16 protein-coding genes are annotated in these 15,201 nt (G+C 68.8%); 10 read left to right on the top strand and 6 right to left on the bottom strand.

What is annotated here, in order from left to right:
• Positions 1 to 82 precede the first annotated feature (82 nt).
• Together P7D22_RS19300 and P7D22_RS19305 are read left to right on the top strand one after the other, a co-directional pair.
• Entirely contained in the window at positions 83 to 517 is a 435-nt protein-coding gene (locus tag P7D22_RS19300) for a nucleoside deaminase (RefSeq protein ID WP_319935885.1), read from the top strand.
• A 57-nt stretch (positions 518 to 574) separates the two neighbouring features.
• Positions 575 to 985, top strand: a complete 411-nt coding sequence (locus P7D22_RS19305; protein WP_319935886.1) for a lysozyme inhibitor LprI family protein — start codon at positions 575 to 577, stop codon at positions 983 to 985.
• Here P7D22_RS19305 and P7D22_RS19310 read toward each other — a convergent pair.
• On the bottom strand, positions 931 to 2,304 hold the full coding sequence (locus P7D22_RS19310) for an MFS transporter (protein ID WP_319935887.1): 1,374 nt from the start codon (positions 2,302 to 2,304) through the stop codon (positions 931 to 933). The two genes, P7D22_RS19305 and P7D22_RS19310, sit on opposite strands and share 55 nt — an antisense overlap.
• A gap of 305 nt (positions 2,305 to 2,609) precedes the next feature.
• Here P7D22_RS19310 and P7D22_RS19315 point away from each other — a divergent pair, with 305 nt between their 5' ends.
• Entirely contained in the window at positions 2,610 to 4,442 is a 1,833-nt protein-coding gene (locus P7D22_RS19315) for a methyl-accepting chemotaxis protein (RefSeq protein ID WP_319935888.1), read from the top strand.
• Positions 4,443 to 4,479: 37 nt separating this feature from the next.
• Here P7D22_RS19315 and P7D22_RS19320 read toward each other — a convergent pair whose 3' ends face one another.
• Both P7D22_RS19320 and ftsY read right to left on the bottom strand, forming a co-directional pair.
• Positions 4,480 to 5,136: a septation protein A gene (locus tag P7D22_RS19320; protein WP_319935889.1), complete on the bottom strand. Its 657-nt coding sequence runs from the start codon at positions 5,134 to 5,136 to the stop codon at positions 4,480 to 4,482.
• Positions 5,137 to 5,251: 115 nt separating this feature from the next.
• Positions 5,252 to 6,565 (bottom strand): signal recognition particle-docking protein FtsY, encoded by a 1,314-nt coding sequence (gene ftsY / locus P7D22_RS19325; RefSeq protein WP_319935890.1) that lies wholly within the window; start codon positions 6,563 to 6,565, stop codon positions 5,252 to 5,254.
• A gap of 81 nt (positions 6,566 to 6,646) precedes the next feature.
• Here ftsY and P7D22_RS19330 point away from each other — a divergent pair, with 81 nt between their 5' ends.
• The 4 genes from P7D22_RS19330 (at position 6,647) to P7D22_RS19345 (ending at position 11,059) form a co-directional block, all read left to right on the top strand.
• Positions 6,647 to 7,381, top strand: coding sequence for an RluA family pseudouridine synthase (locus P7D22_RS19330; protein ID WP_319935891.1), 735 nt, complete (start codon positions 6,647 to 6,649; stop codon positions 7,379 to 7,381).
• A 115-nt stretch (positions 7,382 to 7,496) separates the two neighbouring features.
• Positions 7,497 to 8,084 (top strand): 5-formyltetrahydrofolate cyclo-ligase, encoded by a 588-nt coding sequence (locus P7D22_RS19335; protein ID WP_319935892.1) that lies wholly within the window; start codon positions 7,497 to 7,499, stop codon positions 8,082 to 8,084.
• Positions 8,085 to 8,229: 145 nt separating this feature from the next.
• Positions 8,230 to 10,602, top strand: coding sequence for an efflux RND transporter permease subunit (locus P7D22_RS19340; protein WP_319935893.1), 2,373 nt, complete (start codon positions 8,230 to 8,232; stop codon positions 10,600 to 10,602).
• Between the two features lie 25 nt (positions 10,603 to 10,627).
• Positions 10,628 to 11,059, top strand: a complete 432-nt coding sequence (locus tag P7D22_RS19345; RefSeq protein WP_319935899.1) for a GFA family protein — start codon at positions 10,628 to 10,630, stop codon at positions 11,057 to 11,059.
• A gap of 102 nt (positions 11,060 to 11,161) precedes the next feature.
• Here the strand turns inward: P7D22_RS19345 and P7D22_RS19350 are convergent, their stop codons facing one another.
• Positions 11,162 to 11,644 (bottom strand): hypothetical protein, encoded by a 483-nt coding sequence (locus P7D22_RS19350; protein ID WP_319935894.1) that lies wholly within the window; start codon positions 11,642 to 11,644, stop codon positions 11,162 to 11,164.
• 99 nt (positions 11,645 to 11,743) lie between these two features.
• Positions 11,744 to 12,379 (bottom strand): bifunctional 4-hydroxy-2-oxoglutarate aldolase/2-dehydro-3-deoxy-phosphogluconate aldolase, encoded by a 636-nt coding sequence (eda, locus tag P7D22_RS19355; RefSeq protein ID WP_319935895.1) that lies wholly within the window; start codon positions 12,377 to 12,379, stop codon positions 11,744 to 11,746.
• Between the two features lie 283 nt (positions 12,380 to 12,662).
• Here eda and P7D22_RS19360 point away from each other — a divergent pair, with 283 nt between their 5' ends.
• Entirely contained in the window at positions 12,663 to 13,088 is a 426-nt protein-coding gene (locus P7D22_RS19360) for a response regulator (protein WP_319935896.1), read from the top strand.
• Between the two features lie 11 nt (positions 13,089 to 13,099).
• Positions 13,100 to 13,504 carry a c-type cytochrome gene (locus P7D22_RS19365; RefSeq protein WP_442916117.1) on the top strand — a complete coding sequence of 135 codons (405 nt, stop codon included), beginning with the start codon at positions 13,100 to 13,102 and terminating at the stop codon, positions 13,502 to 13,504.
• Between the two features lie 6 nt (positions 13,505 to 13,510).
• Here the strand turns inward: P7D22_RS19365 and P7D22_RS19370 are convergent, their stop codons facing one another.
• On the bottom strand, positions 13,511 to 13,909 hold the full coding sequence (locus tag P7D22_RS19370; protein ID WP_319935897.1) for a response regulator: 399 nt from the start codon (positions 13,907 to 13,909) through the stop codon (positions 13,511 to 13,513).
• A gap of 111 nt (positions 13,910 to 14,020) precedes the next feature.
• Here P7D22_RS19370 and P7D22_RS19375 point away from each other — a divergent pair.
• Positions 14,021 to 15,201: glycosyltransferase (locus tag P7D22_RS19375; protein WP_319935898.1), on the top strand; the 1,181-nt coding region annotated here is incomplete at its 3' end.

Genomic DNA, 15,201 nt, shown 5'->3' on the forward strand with positions numbered 1-15,201 from the left:
CGGAGATGTGTATAAGAGACAGGCTCATAACAGAACATGGCCCGAGGGGGGAGGGGCGTTGAGGCCGGATCGGATCGATGCCATGGGCTTGGCCTTCGCGGCGGCCCGCGCCGCCGCCGCCCGGGGCGAGGTGCCGGTGGGCGCCGTCGTGGTGCGGCAGGGCGCCGTGCTGGCCGTGGCCGGTAACCGGACGCTCGAGTTGCATGATCCGACCGCCCATGCGGAGGTGCTGGCCATCCGGGCCGCGGGGGCGGCGCTCGGCTCGCAGCGTCTCGGCGGCTGCGACCTTTACGTGACGCTCGAGCCCTGCGCGATGTGCGCCGGCGCGATCTCCTTCGCGCGCATCCGCCGCCTTTATTTCGCGGCCGCCGACCCGAAGGGCGGCGCCGTCGAGCACGGGCCGCGCTTCTTCGGTCAGCCCACCTGCCATCATGCGCCGGAGGTCTATGGCGGCCTGCGGGACAGCGAGGCGGCGGCGCTGCTGCGAGATTTCTTCGCAGAGCGGCGGGGACGATAGTCGCAACCGGGCCCGATGCCGTCGCGTGTTCAGGGCCTATTCTCGATGGAGGTGCCGATGCTGCGCTTGGTGTTCGCCGTGATCTTGTTGGTCCTGTCGGGGGTGGCGGCCCGGGCGCTCGATTGCAAGACGGCATCCGATCAAACGAGCCTCAACCAATGTTCCGACAAGGACTTCAAGGTCGCGGATGCCGCCTTGAACGCCGTTTATGGACAGGTCGTCGGCCGGCTGGCCAACGCGGCCGCAAGTGACGCGAAAGGGCTGCTGACCACGGCGCAGCGCGACTGGCTGGCGTTCCGCGACGCCGAATGCGCTTTCCGAGCCTCCGACTCGGAAGGCGGGTCCATGCATCCGATGGTGGCGCTCGGCTGCAAGACCCAGCTGACGCAGGACCGCACGGCGGCGCTGAAACGCTACCTGTCCTGCAAGGCCGAGGATGGCGACTGCCCGACGGCAGCGGCCGACTGAGCCGGGCCGCCGGCCATCCCCGGCAGCACGATCGGCCGCCGCACGCCGAGCATGTAGAACAACGCCGCCCCGGCCGCGATGATGCCGCCGCTCCAGAAGGCGAGCGCATAGGAGCCGGTGCGGTCGACGATGAAGCCGCAAAGTGCGGGCGACAAGGCGCCGCCGAAATAGCCGCCAAAATTCTGGATGGCGCCGACCGAGGCCGTCATGCCGGTGGGCGCCACATCGGCCGACAGCGCCCAGGCCGAGCCCGTGATGGCCGAAATGAGGAACAAGGCTGCCGTCATCAGGGCGATGGCGGCCCCGATGCTGCCGGCGCCGGGCAGCAGCGCCACCAGCACGGCCGTCAACAGCGACGACACCATGATGGTGCGGCGCTTGGTGTCGATCGGCGACGCCACGCCCCAGTCGACCATCTGCTTGCCGACCCAACCCGAGAGGATTTCGCCCAAAGCGCCACCGAGCCAGGGGATCGAGGCGTAGAGGCCGAGCTGCGCCAGCGACAGGTGGAAGCGGTCGACGAGGAACAGCGGCAGGAACACGAGAAAGATGTTCCAGATCCAGATGGTGCAGAAATAGCCGCCGATCATCGCCCAAACGGCGCGGGTACGGAACAAGGCCGCCCAGGTGGCGAGCGGCACCGCCGACTTTTGTTCAGCGAGGCCGCCACCGGCCGCGATATGGGCGCGCTCGCCCTCGCTCAGTCGTGGCTCCTGCGCCGGGTCGCGGTAGAACAGCGCGAAGCACAGCGCATAAGCGAGGCCGAGCCCACCCGCGATGAAGAACAACGGCCGCCAGCCGAAGGCCGCCAGCAGCCCGACGAGCACGATCGGCGCGATGGCAGGGCCGAACTTGCTGGACGAATCCCAGAAGCCGGCCGCGAGGCTGCGCTCGGCACGCGGGAACCACACCGAGGTGAGCTTGGCGAAAACCGGGAAACAGGGCGCCTCGCCGATGCCGAGCACGACACGGCTGCTCAGCAGGGCCGGAAAGGACGTGACGGCGCCCGTCATCACGGTGGCGGCGCTCCACAGCGTCATGGCGCCGGTGAACATGCGCTTGGCGCCGAGCCGGTCGATCAGCCAGCCGGACGGCAGCTGCATGACCGCATAGGTCCAGGCGAACACCGTCCCCATCAGGCCGATGTCGGTGCGGGTAAGGCCGAGGTCGGCGATCATCGACGGGGCCGCGATGGAGAGAACCGCCCGGTCGAGGTAGTTGATGATGCCGCCGACCATCAACCAAAGCACGATCGTCCAGCGCAGGCGGCCGATGGAGGGAGGCGGGCGCCGCGCTTCTGCGGCGGTCGTGTCGGCCATGCTTGTCCTCCCTCGGTGCATCGGGGCTCGACTCTGCGGTCGATGATGGATCCGGGTTAGACCGAAGCCGTGGTGGCGTCGAGGGTGGGGACGCTGGAACCCCCCGGGCCGGACGGCCGGAACGCCGGTGTCGCGCCATGCGGCGGCGCGCTGGCGGCCTCAACCGGCATGAGGACGGATGCCGCATCGCTGTTTCCGGTGCGTTTACCGCATCCGGAACGGGCTCGGAACACCCGGCGCCAGTGCCCGTATATTGAGCAGCCGGCGCCGAAATGTGCGTTCCCCAGGCTGCCGCGAGAGACCGCATGAAACTCACCATATCGAGGACGATGCTGATGTTCGGCGTCGTGACCTGCCTGTGCTTCGCGGCCCTGATCGGCTTGAGCTGGACGGCGCTGTTGAGGCTCGAGGTCAACGGCCCGGTTTATCGGTCGATCGCGCTCGGCAAGGATCTGATCGGCGACATCCTGCCCCCACCCGAATACATCATCGAGCCCTACCTCGAGGCCAATCTGGCCGTGCGGGACCCGGCCGGCGTCGAGGCCCATGCGGGGCGGCTGGCCAGCTTGAAGCAGGCTTATGCCGACCGGCACGACTTTTGGTCGACCTCGCCCCTCCCCGAGGCGCTGAAGGTGAAGCTGACGCAGACCTCCGACGCAGACGTGCAGGCCTTCTGGCTGACGCTCGACCGCGACCTGCTGCCGGCGATCCAGCGGCGCAACGCCCCCGCCATGGCGGGGGCCATGGAGGAGCTGACGCGCCGCTACGAGTCGCACCGCCGCACCATCGACAGCCTCGTGGCGGAGGTCGAGGCCGGCAACGCCGCCAGCGAGGCGGAAGCCAAGGCGCTGGTGGCGCGCTACAGCTGGTGGCTCGGCCTCGGCAGCATCGGAGGGGCTTGCGTGATCGTGGTAGGCCTCGGCCTGATCGGTCGTCGCATCATCGGTCCTCTCGGCGCCATGACGCGGCACATGGCCAGCATGGGGGCGGGGCGCTTCGACCAGGAAGCCCCGTCGCTCGGGCGTTCCGACGAGCTCGGCGACATGGCGGCCGCCATGGAAACCTTCCGAGCCGCCTTCGTGGAAAAGAAGCGCCTCGGAGATCAGGCGGCCGAAGTCCGGCAGCGCGCCGACAAGGAGCGGCAGCAGGCCGAGGCCGAACGCGCCGTGGCGGCGGAGCAACAATCCATCGCGGTCGAATCGCTGGCCGGCGGCTTGAGCGCGCTGGCGGCCGGCAATCTCGGCTTCCGGCTGAACACGGCACTGCCGGCCGGATACGACCAATTGCGGGTGGATTACAACGGCGCGGCCGGGATGTTGCACGACGCGGTCCGGACCGTCACCGAGGCCGCCACGACGATCCATGCCAGCACGGACGAGATCGCGGTCGCGGCGGATGACCTCGCCCGGCGTACCGAACAGCAGGCGGCGAGCCTGGAGGAAACCGCGGCGGCCCTCGATCAGATCACCGCGACCGTGAAGGCGACCTCGGCCGGAGCCTCCGAGGCACACGCGGCCGTGTCGACCGCGAAAACGGACGCCGAACGCTCGGGCACCGTTCTCAAGCGCGCCGTGGCGGCCATGGGTGCCATCGAAAGCTCATCGGAGCAGGTCGCCCGCATCATCGGCATCATCGACGAGATCGCCTTCCAGACGAACCTCCTGGCGCTCAATGCCGGTGTCGAGGCGGCGCGGGCCGGGGATGCGGGTCGCGGCTTTGCGGTCGTGGCCTCCGAGGTGCGGGCGCTGGCGCAGCGCTCGGCGGAAGCCGCCAAGGACATCAAGACCCTTGTTTCGGCCTCGCGCGACCAGGTCGGGCAGGGGGTCGCGCTGGTGGGCGAGACCGGGGTGGCGCTCGAGCGCATCGTCGGCCAGGTGGCCAGGATCAGCGGCATCATCGCCGACATCGCGGCTTCGGCGCAGGAACAGGCGGCGGGACTCGAGCAGGTCAATACGGCCGTGAACCACATGGATCAGGCCACGCAGCGCAATGCCGCCATGGTGGAAGAATCGACGGCCGCGAGCCACAGCCTGCGGGGCGAGGCCGAGGAATTGACCCGGCTGATTTCCCGCTTCACGATGCGTCCGTCCCACGCGGAACGAAAGGTGCCGGCACCCATCCGGCGCGCGGCCGCCTGAGCCCGGCGGCAGGGCCGCCGGTCCGCGCGTCCCCGCGTCAGAAATGCTCCGGGGCGGCTTCCGGGGTTTTCAGCTCATGCTTGATGATGAGCGGCACTTGGCAAAGTGCGAACACCACCGTGAGCGGCATCGAGCCGAATACCTTGAAGCCCGCCCAGAAGACGTCGCTCTGGGTGCGCCACACGACCTCGTTGATGGCCGCCAGGAGGAAGAAGAACAGTCCCCAGCGGAACGTCAGCTTGCGCCAGCCGACCTCATCGAGCGACAGCGCCGAATCGAGCAGCACCGACAAGAGCGACCGGTTGAACAGCAGGCCGCCGAGCAGCACCGTGCCGAAGATGCAGTTCACGATGGTGGGCTTCACTTTGATGAAGACCGGATTGTTGAAGTAGAAAGTCAGCGCGCCGAACACCAGCACCGCCACGGCCGTGACCAGCGGCATGATCGGCACCCGCCGGACGATCGCATAGGAGGCGACGAGGGTCACCACCACGCCCGTCATCAGCACCGCTGTGGCGACATGCAGGTTGTAGCGATAGGAGGCGATGAAGAAGAGCGCCAGCGGCCCGAATTCGAGCACGAGCTTCAGGGTCGGGTCGATCTTGCGCGGTTTCGGGGCCCCGGCCGGGATCGCCTGGGCGGGAGTCGCCCCGATGGGAGTTGCGCTGGCCGCCTCGGGCCGGGTCTCGGTCATGGACATGGTCCTGTTCTCAAGGCTGTCGGGGCGAAGGGTGTTCCGCCGCGCCCGATGGCAGCCGACCACGAAAGCAAAATGAAGGTCGTCTCGTTGGGGAAGAGCCGGACGGCCGCTATCGTTCCAACCCCGCGATGGCGCGGGCGAAATCCCTCGCCGCGAACGGCTCCAGATCCTCCACGCCTTCGCCGACGCCGATGAAATGCACCGGCAGCCTGAACTTTTCCGCGATCGCCACCAGGATGCCGCCGCGCGCCGTGCCGTCGAGTTTGGTCATCACCAGGCCGGTGACGCCCGCCACCTTGCCGAAAATTTCCACCTGGCTCATGGCGTTCTGCCCCACCGTGGCGTCGAGCACCAGCAGCACCGCGTGAGGGGCCGCGTCGTCGAGCTTGCGGATGACGCGCAGCACCTTGGCGAGCTCGTCCATCAGCTCGGCGCGGTTCTGCAGCCGGCCGGCCGTGTCGATCAACAGCACGTCGACCGCCTTGGCCTGGGCCTCCTTGATGGCGTCGAAAGCGAGCCCGGCCGCGTCGGCGCCCGCCTCGCGAGCCAGCACCGGCACGCCGATGCGGGCGCCCCAAACCTTCAATTGCTCGACCGCGGCGGCCCGGAACGTGTCGCCGGCCGCCAGCATGACGGACTTGCCCTCACGGGTGTATTTTTGGGCGAGCTTGCCGATCGTGGTGGTCTTGCCCGAGCCGTTGACGCCCACCACCAGCACCACGAAGGGATGCTTCCCTTCGGGAACGAGCGGCTTCGCCACCGGGGCCAGCACGGCCTCGACCTCTGCCGCGATGATGGCCTGCACGTCCTCGGCGCCGACGCCCTTGGTGAAGCGGCCGTCGCGCACGAGGTCGACCACCTTGAGGGCCGTGGCGACGCCGAGGTCGGCCTGGATCAGCAGGTCCTCGAGGTCCTCCACGGTGGACAGTTCGAGCCGCCGCTTGGTGAAGATGCCGGTGAGGCCCTGACCAAGCTGGTTCGACGAGCGCGACAAGCCCTTGCGCAGGCGCGACCACCAGCCGCCTTCCGGAGCCTCCGGCTCGCCGGGTGAAGGGTCCGAACCCAGCGGCCGCGGCGGCTCGGACGCGATCTCGAACGCGCCCTTGAGGTCGGCCGGCGTGACGGCGGTCTCGACCGGTCCGGCCAGGGCCGTGCGCTCGACGAGCTCCACCGCCGCGGCCAGCTCCTCCGCCTCGGTCGATAAGGATTCCGCTCGAGCGGGCGGCTTCTCCGCCGCAGGCGACAGCTCCGCCACAGGCGGCAGCACCGGTGTTGCGGCGGGCGGTTCCGAAGGCGGTGCGGCCGGTTCGGCGGCGGGAAGCACCGGTGCCGCCTCGACCGGATCGACGGGCACCTCGGCGGTGCCGCCGAACAACCGTCGAAAGAAGCCCGGCCTTTTGCGGTCGGAATCGTCGCTGCTCATGGAGCCTTCTGCATGGGAATAAGGAGGCGCGTGGGCCAAGGCTGTTGCCCGGCCCGGCCGAAGCTGGATAGACCTTATCCCATGAACCCGGAAGACCTTATCGGCCGCCTGCTCCACCGCGACGGGCTGATGCTGATCCTCGACAAGCCCGCCGGCGTGCCGGTTCACCGCGGCCCGAAGGGCGGCGAAAGCCTCGAGGATGGCTTCGACGCATTGCGGTTCGGCCTGCCGCGGGCGCCGGCGCTGGCGCATCGGCTCGACCGCGACACCTCCGGCTGTTTGGTGCTGGGCCGCCATCGCAAGGCGCTCGAGAAGCTGGGCCTCTTGTTCAAGCAGGGGCGTATCGCCAAGACCTATTGGGCCGTAGTCGAGGGCGGCCCGGCCGATCCCGAAGGCCTGATCGACCTGCCGCTCGGCCGCCGCGATGCCAGCCGCGGCTGGTGGATGAAGGTCGATCCGCTCGGCATGCCGTCGCAAACCCGCTGGCGCGTCATGGGTCAGGCCGATGGGCTCGCCTGGCTGGCGCTCGAACCCCTGACAGGGCGCACCCACCAGCTGCGGGTCCATTGCGCCGCGCAGGGCTGGCCGATGCTGGGCGATCCGATCTACGGCCGGTTGGGACGCGACGACCCGACGCCGCTGCACCTGCATGCCCGCGCGATCGCGGTGCCGATGCAGGCCGGCAAGCCTTCCGTGACGGCCGAGGCCCCCGTGCCGGCTCACATGCAGGAGGCGTTGCGCCGCTGTGGCTGGAGCGATGCCGCTGGGTCCCCGGTGCCACAGCCCGGACCTAACGATGCGGTCGGCGGCGAATGACCTGGACCCCGAGCCCGGCCGCCCTTAATTTGGTGTCCTTCCATCACAACAGGGGAAAGGCGGGGGCCGTCAGTCGTGCACTCACCCGGACCCGGCCGTCCGAACCCCTGCTCCCATGATGTCTTCCTACAAGGCCGAATTCCGCAAGGTCGGGCTGATGCGGCGGGCCAGCGTGTCCGCAACCGAGCGGGCCGGCTTCGCGGCGCGGCTCGCCGCCGTCGGGCCTGAACTCGTCGCGGCATTTCCGGTCGATGGGCGCCCGCCCGTCGTGTCGCTGTTTTCCCCGATCAACAGCGAGCCCGACGTCGGTCCTCTGGCCGAGGCCCTGATGGCGGGCGGCGCCACCCTGGTGCTGCCGGTGGACTGGTCGAGCGGCACGCCGCTCCTGTTTCGCGGCTGGCGGCCGGGCGACCGTCTCGCGGCCGGCCCGCTCGGCATCGCCGAGCCCCTCGAGGGGGCAGCGGAGCATGAGCCCGACATCGTCTTCTTCCCGGCCGTCGCTTTCGACCGGCGGGGTCATCGGATCGGCTATGGCGCCGGCAACGTCGATCGCTCGCTCGCGGCGTTGCGGGCCCGCAAGCCCATCCGGGTGATCGGGATCGCTTATGCGGTGCAGGAAGTCGCAGAGATCCCGAACGAGCCGCACGACCAGGCTTTCGATCAGGTCGTCACCGATCGTGACATCTTCGACTGCAGCCCCTGACCGCAGGCGCAGCCGGTCGGACGCGTTGCATCGAAGGCGCGGTGGGCGGGAATCGCCCGCCTTGCCGTTTTTTCTCCGCTTTTGTCGCCGCTAGGCTGTGGCACTCGCGTTCCGGATAGGGGCGTGGACCAGGAAGGGTGAGCCGTTGAGTCATCACACAGACGCGCCGGCCGGGGATGCCAAGCCGATCAACATCGCGTTCGGGCTGGAGCGGCTCGGGCTTTGGGCGTTGCGCGTGCCGCTCCTGGCCGCGCTGTTGTTCGCGGCGCTGGCGGTCGGGGCGGGTTTTGGCGTCAGCCGCATCAGCGTCGACGACTCGCTCAGCCAGCTGTTCCGCTCGGACGATCCCGAGTTCAAGCAGTTCGAGGCCGTGACGCAACGCTTCCCGTCCAACGAATATGACGTGCTGGTGGTGGTCGAGGGCAAGACGCTGCTCGAGCGCGACAACCTCGACAAGCTGCGCAGCCTCGTCACCGACCTGCAGCTGGTGGACGGCACGCGCGGCATCATTTCGCTGTTCTCGGCCCGCGCCGCGCCCGAGAACGGCCAGATTCCCGCGCCGCTGTTTCCCGAAACGCTGCCCGAGGGTGACGCCTACAAGGCTCTGATCGACAAGATCCGCGGCAACGACATCATCCGGGGCAAGCTGATCAGCGACGACGGCACGCTGGCCCTCGTGGTGTTGTCGCTCGATCCGGCCGTGACCCAGAGCACCCGGCTCGACGGAATCGTGGGCGACATCCGCAAGCTCATGGGAGAGGACCTCGCGGGCTCCGACCTGCATGGGGAGTTGTCGGGCGTGCCGGTGATGCAGCTCGAGATCCGCAACGCGGTCGAGCGCGACAGGCTGCTCTACAACACCATCGGCTTCGTGGCCGGCTGCCTTGTGGCGATCCTGTTCTTCCGCCGCGTGTCCTTCATGGTGGTGGCCGCGGGGCCGCCGCTCGTCGCCATCCTGTTTGCGCTCGGCTGCCTCGGCTGGCTCGACTTCAAGCTCAACATGTTCCTCAACGTGATGACGCCGCTCATCATGGTGATCTCCTTTTCGGATTCGATGCAGCTGACCTTTGCGGCGCGCGACCGGTTGATCGCGGGCGAATCCAAGGCCCAAGCGTTCCGCAACGCCATCATCGTGGTGGGGCCGGCCTGCGTGCTGACCCACGCCACGGCGGCGCTGAGCTTCACGGCGCTGATGTTCACGAAATCCGAGCTGATCCGCACCTTCGGTGAGGCGGGGCTGATTTCCACCGTGATCGCGCTCGTCACCGTGCTGACGCTGGCGCCCGTGCTGGGCGTGCTGCTGGTGCGCGGCGACATGACCCGCATCGGCGACGCGAAGGGCTCCGACACGGGCGTCCAGGCGCTGCGCCGCTTTTGCGCCTGGATCGCCCACGGCATGGTGGCGCGGCCGGGGCTCTACAGCCTCGTCGGCATCGCGGTGGTGGCCGTGCTGGCCTTCTTTTATGCCAACCTCGAGCCGAGCTATCGTCTGGCCGACCAGGTGCCCGACAAGGAACAGGCCGTGCAGGCCTCGGGCAAGCTCGACAACAAGCTGAACGGCGCCAACCCGGTCGACGTCTACATCCAGTTCCCAGCCGGCGCCGACCTGTATTCGCCCGAAACCCTCGGGGTCATCGATCAGGTGCACGACACGGTCGAGGCCCAGGGCGGCATCGGCAACGTGTGGTCGCTCGACACCTTGCAGCGCTGGCTCAGCCAGAAGCTCGGCAAGGACGATGTCGCCACCCTGAAGCAATATGTCGATCTGCTGCCGGCCCATCTGACGCAGCGCTTCGTGGCCAAGGACCATGAGGCGGTGCTGGTGTCGGGGCGCGTCCCCGATCACGATTCGAGCCGGCTCCTGCCGATCGTCGACAAGCTCGATGCGGCGCTGAACCCGATCCGGGCCGCTCATCCGGGCTACAAGATCGCGGTCACCGGTCTCGCCGTGATCGCGGCCCGCAACTCCTCGACCATGATCGAGAAGCTGAACCATGGCCTCACCTTCGAGTTCCTGCTCGTGGCGGCCTTTATCGGTCTGGCATTCCGCTCGGTGATCGTGTTCCTGGCCTCCATCCTGCCGGGCATCTTCCCGGTGGTGTTGTCGGGCGCGGTGCTGTGGTGGACCGGTGGCGGCCTGCAGTTCATCTCCGTGGTGGCGTTGACGGTGTCGTTCGGCCTCGGCCTGTCGGCCACCATCCACTTCCTCAACCGGCTACGGCACGAGGACGACGAGCATTACGACGCCGATCCGGCCGTGGCGGTGGAGCGGGCCACGGTGTTGATGGGGCCGGCCCTGATCCTCACCTCGGCCGTGCTGGCCTGCGGCCTCGCGGTAACGGTGTTCTCCGACCTGCCGTCCTTGCGCACCTTCGGCTGGCTGTCGGCCTTTGCCATGATGGCGGCCCTCGTGGCCGACTTCCTGATCCTGCGGCCGACGATCTCCTGGCTCCGATTGCACTTGCGCCGGCCCGCGCCGCCGGCCGGCATGGCGTTGCAGTCGCGTGCGGCCGAATAGGCTGGACGACCGCCCCGGCCTGAAAGTGCCGGCGGAGAAGCTTCGGCCCCGTGCCGGGCATCTCGCCGGCCGCTGCCTGTGCGGCCGGCTGTCCTACCAGGTGGAAGACGCATTCGATTTCGCGGTGAACTGCCATTGTTCGGCATGCCGTCGCACCACGGGGGCGGCTTTCAAGCCGATCGCCGGCATTCCACGCCACAAGCTCGCCTTACGGCAGGGCGAAGCGGACGTGTTCCAATATCGCGAGGCGACATCCTTCAATGTCAATTGCCGCACCTGCGGCTCGTTTCTTTATGCGGTGGTGCGCGACGGCACCTATCTTCACGTCGCCATGGGGTCGCTGGTGGATACCCCTAGCATCCGGCCGAGCGCCCACATCTTTGTCGGCTCGAAGGCGCCCTGGTTCACCATCACGGACGACCTTCCCCAATATGAGGGCTTCGCGCCCGACACCTGAGCGCCGCCGGCTGGCCCACAAAGGCTCAGTATGGCTGACAAACGACGATGCCCGGAACGCAGGTCCCGGGCATCGCCGCTGTCGACACAAGGTGTAAGAATTTCAAGCCCGCTTAAGGTCGATCTTCACGGACTGGATGTCGGTGCCGGTCGGCACGATCGAGACGGACTGGCTGTTGCCCTTGGTCTGCACCCCGAGCGTCGCCGTGAAGCCGGTGCCCTTCACGCTGGTGGCGATGGTGCCGCCCTGGATGGTGCCGGTGACGTTGCCGGTCACCTGCCGGGTCGTCTCGGTCCAGCTGCCGAGGATCTGGCTGCCGTCGGCCTGCAGGCTGCTCTTCACCTCGAACTTATAGCTGTCCGAAGCGCAGCGCAGGTTCTGGTGCATGATGATGCCGCTCGGCGCCACCTCGTATTGGGCCTTGCAGCGGATGCGCTCGTTGTGGCCGTCGTTCATCGAGATCGTGCCGTTGCCCGACCAGGAGCCCGCGAGGCTCGAGAAAGGGCTGTCGCTTTGCGCCAGGGCACCGGTTGCGCCCAAGGCGACCGCGAGCGTGGCGCCGAGAACGGTATTGCGTGCGAGCATGAAGGGTCCACTCCTCGGAATTCAGTCGTTCGATGGCTGGCATCGGACGCCATTGCGGTTTTGGTGAGGCTCGCGCCCGGTCTGCGAGGGAAATCGACCTCAGGCGGCTGAGTTCAAGCTGGCGGCTGCCTGCCGGGCCGCCTCGGCGACGGCCTGAAGGTCGATGCCGCTCGACGGCACGAACCACGAGCCGCCGACCGCGATGATGTTGGACAGCGCCAGATAGTCCTTCGCCTTGCTGGCCGAAATGCCGCCCGTCGGGCAGAACCGCACGTCGGGCAGCACGGAACCGATGGCCTTCAACACCGCCAGGCCGCCGGCCGGTTCGGCGGGAAAGAACTTCTGCACCATGAAGCCGTGTTTGCGCAGGTGCATCACCTCGCTGAGCGTGGTGGCGCCGAGCATCCAAGGCACGCCGATCGCCTTGGCGCAATCCACCAGGGTGGCCGTATGACCCGGCGACACCAGGAAGCGGGCCCCCGCCGCGACCGCCGCCTCGGCCTGGGCCGGGGTGAGGATCGTGCCGGCGCCGAGCACCATGTCGGGGCATTCGGTCTTCAGGCGCCGCAGCGCTTCGAGCCCGGCCGGTGTGCGCAGCGTCACCTCGATGACGCCGACGCCGCCCTCGAGCAGCGCGCGGCCGACCGGCACCGCATCGTCGACGGTCGCGAAGGTGACGACCGGGATCGCCCGGTTGCGGCCGAGGAGGGTCGAGAAGCTGGCGTGGTCGGTCACAGGCGAGGCCCTGGGCTACAGGAATGGTCCGGCTCTAAGCCTTAATCCGCCGACCGCGCGGCGTCACGCGGTCTCGCGTCGGCCGAGCGGGATTCACAGGATCGCGCGCTTCGGAGCGGTCGCCCGTAAGGCTTCGTTGACGATCGCCCGGGCCGGCGTCGGGCAACGTCGCCGATCCCCCTTGCACTCCCGCGAAAAGATGGGAACATCGCCGCCCGCCATGGCTTGTGATGTGTGCCGCTTCGGGCTTGCTTCTTTGCCGAACGGTCTGTCATGGACCGCGATGGTTCCCCCGAACGCAACCACGCCCGACCCCGTCGGGCAAAAGGGTAACGGCATGGACAAGGACGCGGTGGTGCTGGTCGTCGAGGACGATCCTCTGCTGGCCGACATGGCGGCGGAAATGATCGAGGAGGCCGGGCTGAAGGCCGTGGCGGTGGATTCCGTCGATGCCGCGCTCGATTACCTAAAGGAAGGCGCCGACCGGGTCGCGGCGATGTTTTCCGACGTGCGGTTGCGCGGCCCGCTGAACGGCATCGAACTTGCGGCCTTCGTGGCCGTGCGGTGGCCGCAGATCGCCATCTGCGTCACCTCGGGCGTGGCGCTCGAGCGTCCGTATCGGCTGCCCAAGAACGCGCAATTCATGCCGAAGCCCTGGAAGCCGCAGGAGGTGATCGCCTTTGTCGAGAAGGCGGCCCGTCAACGGTGAGGGGCGCTGCTGTGGCATGGCGTGGTTTGGCGCAGCGGGTGCCGGTGCTGGTGGCGCTGCTCGGCGGCCCGGTTTGGGCCGAAGAGCCGGGCGATGCCGCCGCGGGCGCCAAGGTGTTCGCCAAATGCCGGGCCTGCCATCAGATCGGCGAAGGCGCCCACAATGCCGTCGGGCCTGAGCTCAATGGCGTGATCGGCCGCCACAGCGGCAGTGTGCCGGACTATAATTATTCGGACGCCAACCGGAACTCGGGCCTGACCTGGGACGAGCCGACCTTCCGCCGCTATATCCGCGACCCGCGCGGCGTGGTGCCCGGCACCAAGATGACCTTCTCGGGCTTGACGCGCGACCGCGACGTCGACGACGTCCTGGCCTATCTCAGGGGGTTCGGGCCGGAAGGCAAGCCGCGACCCTGAGGCGCCTCAGGCCGAGCCCGTCCGCCGCTGCCGCAGCACCCGGCGCAGCGTGTCGGCCACCTGGTCGGTCGTGAAGGGTTTGGGCAGGGTGGGGGTGCTTTGCCACCGCTCGGGCAGGGTGGCCGATCCGTAGCCGCTGGCGAAGATGAACGGAATGCCGCGGGCGGTCAGCTGCTCGGCCACCGGGAACACGGGATCGCCGCCGAGATTGACGTCGAGGATCGCAGCATCGGCCGTCGCGCTCCGGACCAGGTCCTCGGCCTGCCGCAGGTTCACGGCGGACCCCACGACCCGGCAGCCCAGCTCCTCGAGAATGTCCTCGAGCAGCATGGTGATCAGCATTTCGTCTTCGACGACGAGGACCTGTGCCCCAGCCAGGTCGTCCCGTTCCTCCACCCCACTCACAAGTGAATTCCTTCAAAGATGTCTGGCGTCCCGCGCCGTTGTAGACTAGCGCATCGCGAACCCGCAAGCCGCGCGTGGGTGTGTGGGGCGGCTGGAGCCGACGACTGAGGCATGAGTCACGTCGCCCTCGTGGCGCCCCCGTTCCTCGGCCATCTCGACCCCATGCTGGCCCTGGCCGCGAGCCTGCGGGCGCGACGCCACCGCGTCACCTTGTTCGGCATCGCCGAGGTGGCGCCGGAAGCCGCGCGTCGGGCTTGCGCCTTCGAACCGCTCGGCCGCGGCAGCCATCCTGTCGGCAGCCTCGACCGCATCGTGGGCCACATGGCGGCTCCGGGCGGCTTCGGCCTCGGGCCGGTGATGCGCGACATGGCCGCCATGACGGCGATGCTTTGCGCCGAGCTGCCGGCCGCCTGCCGTCGTCTCGGGGTGGATGGGATCGTCAGCGACCAGCTCGAACCCGCCGGGTCGCTGGTGGCCGCCCATCTCGGGCTGCCCTACGTGACCGTGGCCAATGCCCTGCCGATCCACCGCGAGCCGGCCGTGCCGCCGCCCTTCACGGGCTGGCACTATGAGGCTTCGCCCTGGGGGGAGCGCCGCAACCGCGGCGGCTACCGCGTGGCCGACTGGCTGATGCGCGGCGTCACGGCCGGGATCGCCGGGCAAGCCGAGCGGCTCGGCGTGCCGGCCCTGGGCTCGCTCGAGCGCTGCCTGTCGCCTTTTGCCGACATCACCCAGCTGGTGCCGCAGCTCGACTTTCCGCGCCGTCACCTTGGGGGTGTCGTGCATCCCTGCGGCCCCATGCGGCAGGGCGGCCCCGATGCGGACGTGTCGGACCTGCGCTGCGACGGGCGGCCGCTCGTCTTCGCCTCGCTCGGCTCGCTCCAGGGGGGCCGCGCCGCCATCTTCACCGCGATCGCGCGCGCCTGCGCCGAGCTCGATCTGTCCCTGGTGGTGGCGCATGGCGGCCGCCTCGATCCCGCGGTCGCCGCCACCCTGCCGGGAACCCCGATCGTGCGCGCATTTGTCCCGCAGCGCAGCCTGTTGCGCCACGCCGATCTTCTGATCACCAATGGCGGCCTCAACACGGTGCTGGATGCCGCCGTGGCCGGAGTGCCCATGCTGGTGATGCCCATCGCGTTCGAACAAGCCGCCACCGCGGCCCGCGTGGCCCATGCCGGGCTCGGAACCGTGCTGTCGCGGCATCGGCTCGGGCGGCTGCGCGACACGGTGGCGGGGCTGATCGGCGATGCGTCGCGCCGGCCCCGCGCCCGGGCGGTCGCTGAGGCCCTGGC

The sequence above is a fragment of the Lichenihabitans sp. Uapishka_5 genome, from assembly GCF_033947565.1.
GTDB lineage: Bacteria > Pseudomonadota > Alphaproteobacteria > Rhizobiales > Beijerinckiaceae > Lichenihabitans.

Excerpts from the sequence above, each read along its gene's own strand:
- P7D22_RS19300 (WP_319935885.1), top strand. The coding sequence starts at position 83 with ATGGGCTTGGCCTTCGCGGCGGCCCGCGCCGCCGCCGCCCGGGGCGAG.
- P7D22_RS19305 (WP_319935886.1), top strand. The coding sequence starts at position 575 with ATGCTGCGCTTGGTGTTCGCCGTGATCTTGTTGGTCCTGTCGGGGGTG.
- P7D22_RS19310 (WP_319935887.1), bottom strand. The coding sequence starts at position 2,304 with ATGGCCGACACGACCGCCGCAGAAGCGCGGCGCCCGCCTCCCTCCATC.
- P7D22_RS19315 (WP_319935888.1), top strand. The coding sequence starts at position 2,610 with ATGAAACTCACCATATCGAGGACGATGCTGATGTTCGGCGTCGTGACC.
- P7D22_RS19320 (WP_319935889.1), bottom strand. The coding sequence starts at position 5,136 with ATGACCGAGACCCGGCCCGAGGCGGCCAGCGCAACTCCCATCGGGGCG.
- ftsY (WP_319935890.1), bottom strand. The coding sequence starts at position 6,565 with ATGAGCAGCGACGATTCCGACCGCAAAAGGCCGGGCTTCTTTCGACGG.
- P7D22_RS19330 (WP_319935891.1), top strand. The coding sequence starts at position 6,647 with ATGAACCCGGAAGACCTTATCGGCCGCCTGCTCCACCGCGACGGGCTG.
- P7D22_RS19335 (WP_319935892.1), top strand. The coding sequence starts at position 7,497 with ATGATGTCTTCCTACAAGGCCGAATTCCGCAAGGTCGGGCTGATGCGG.
- P7D22_RS19350 (WP_319935894.1), bottom strand. The coding sequence starts at position 11,644 with ATGCTCGCACGCAATACCGTTCTCGGCGCCACGCTCGCGGTCGCCTTG.
- P7D22_RS19360 (WP_319935896.1), top strand. The coding sequence starts at position 12,663 with ATGGTTCCCCCGAACGCAACCACGCCCGACCCCGTCGGGCAAAAGGGT.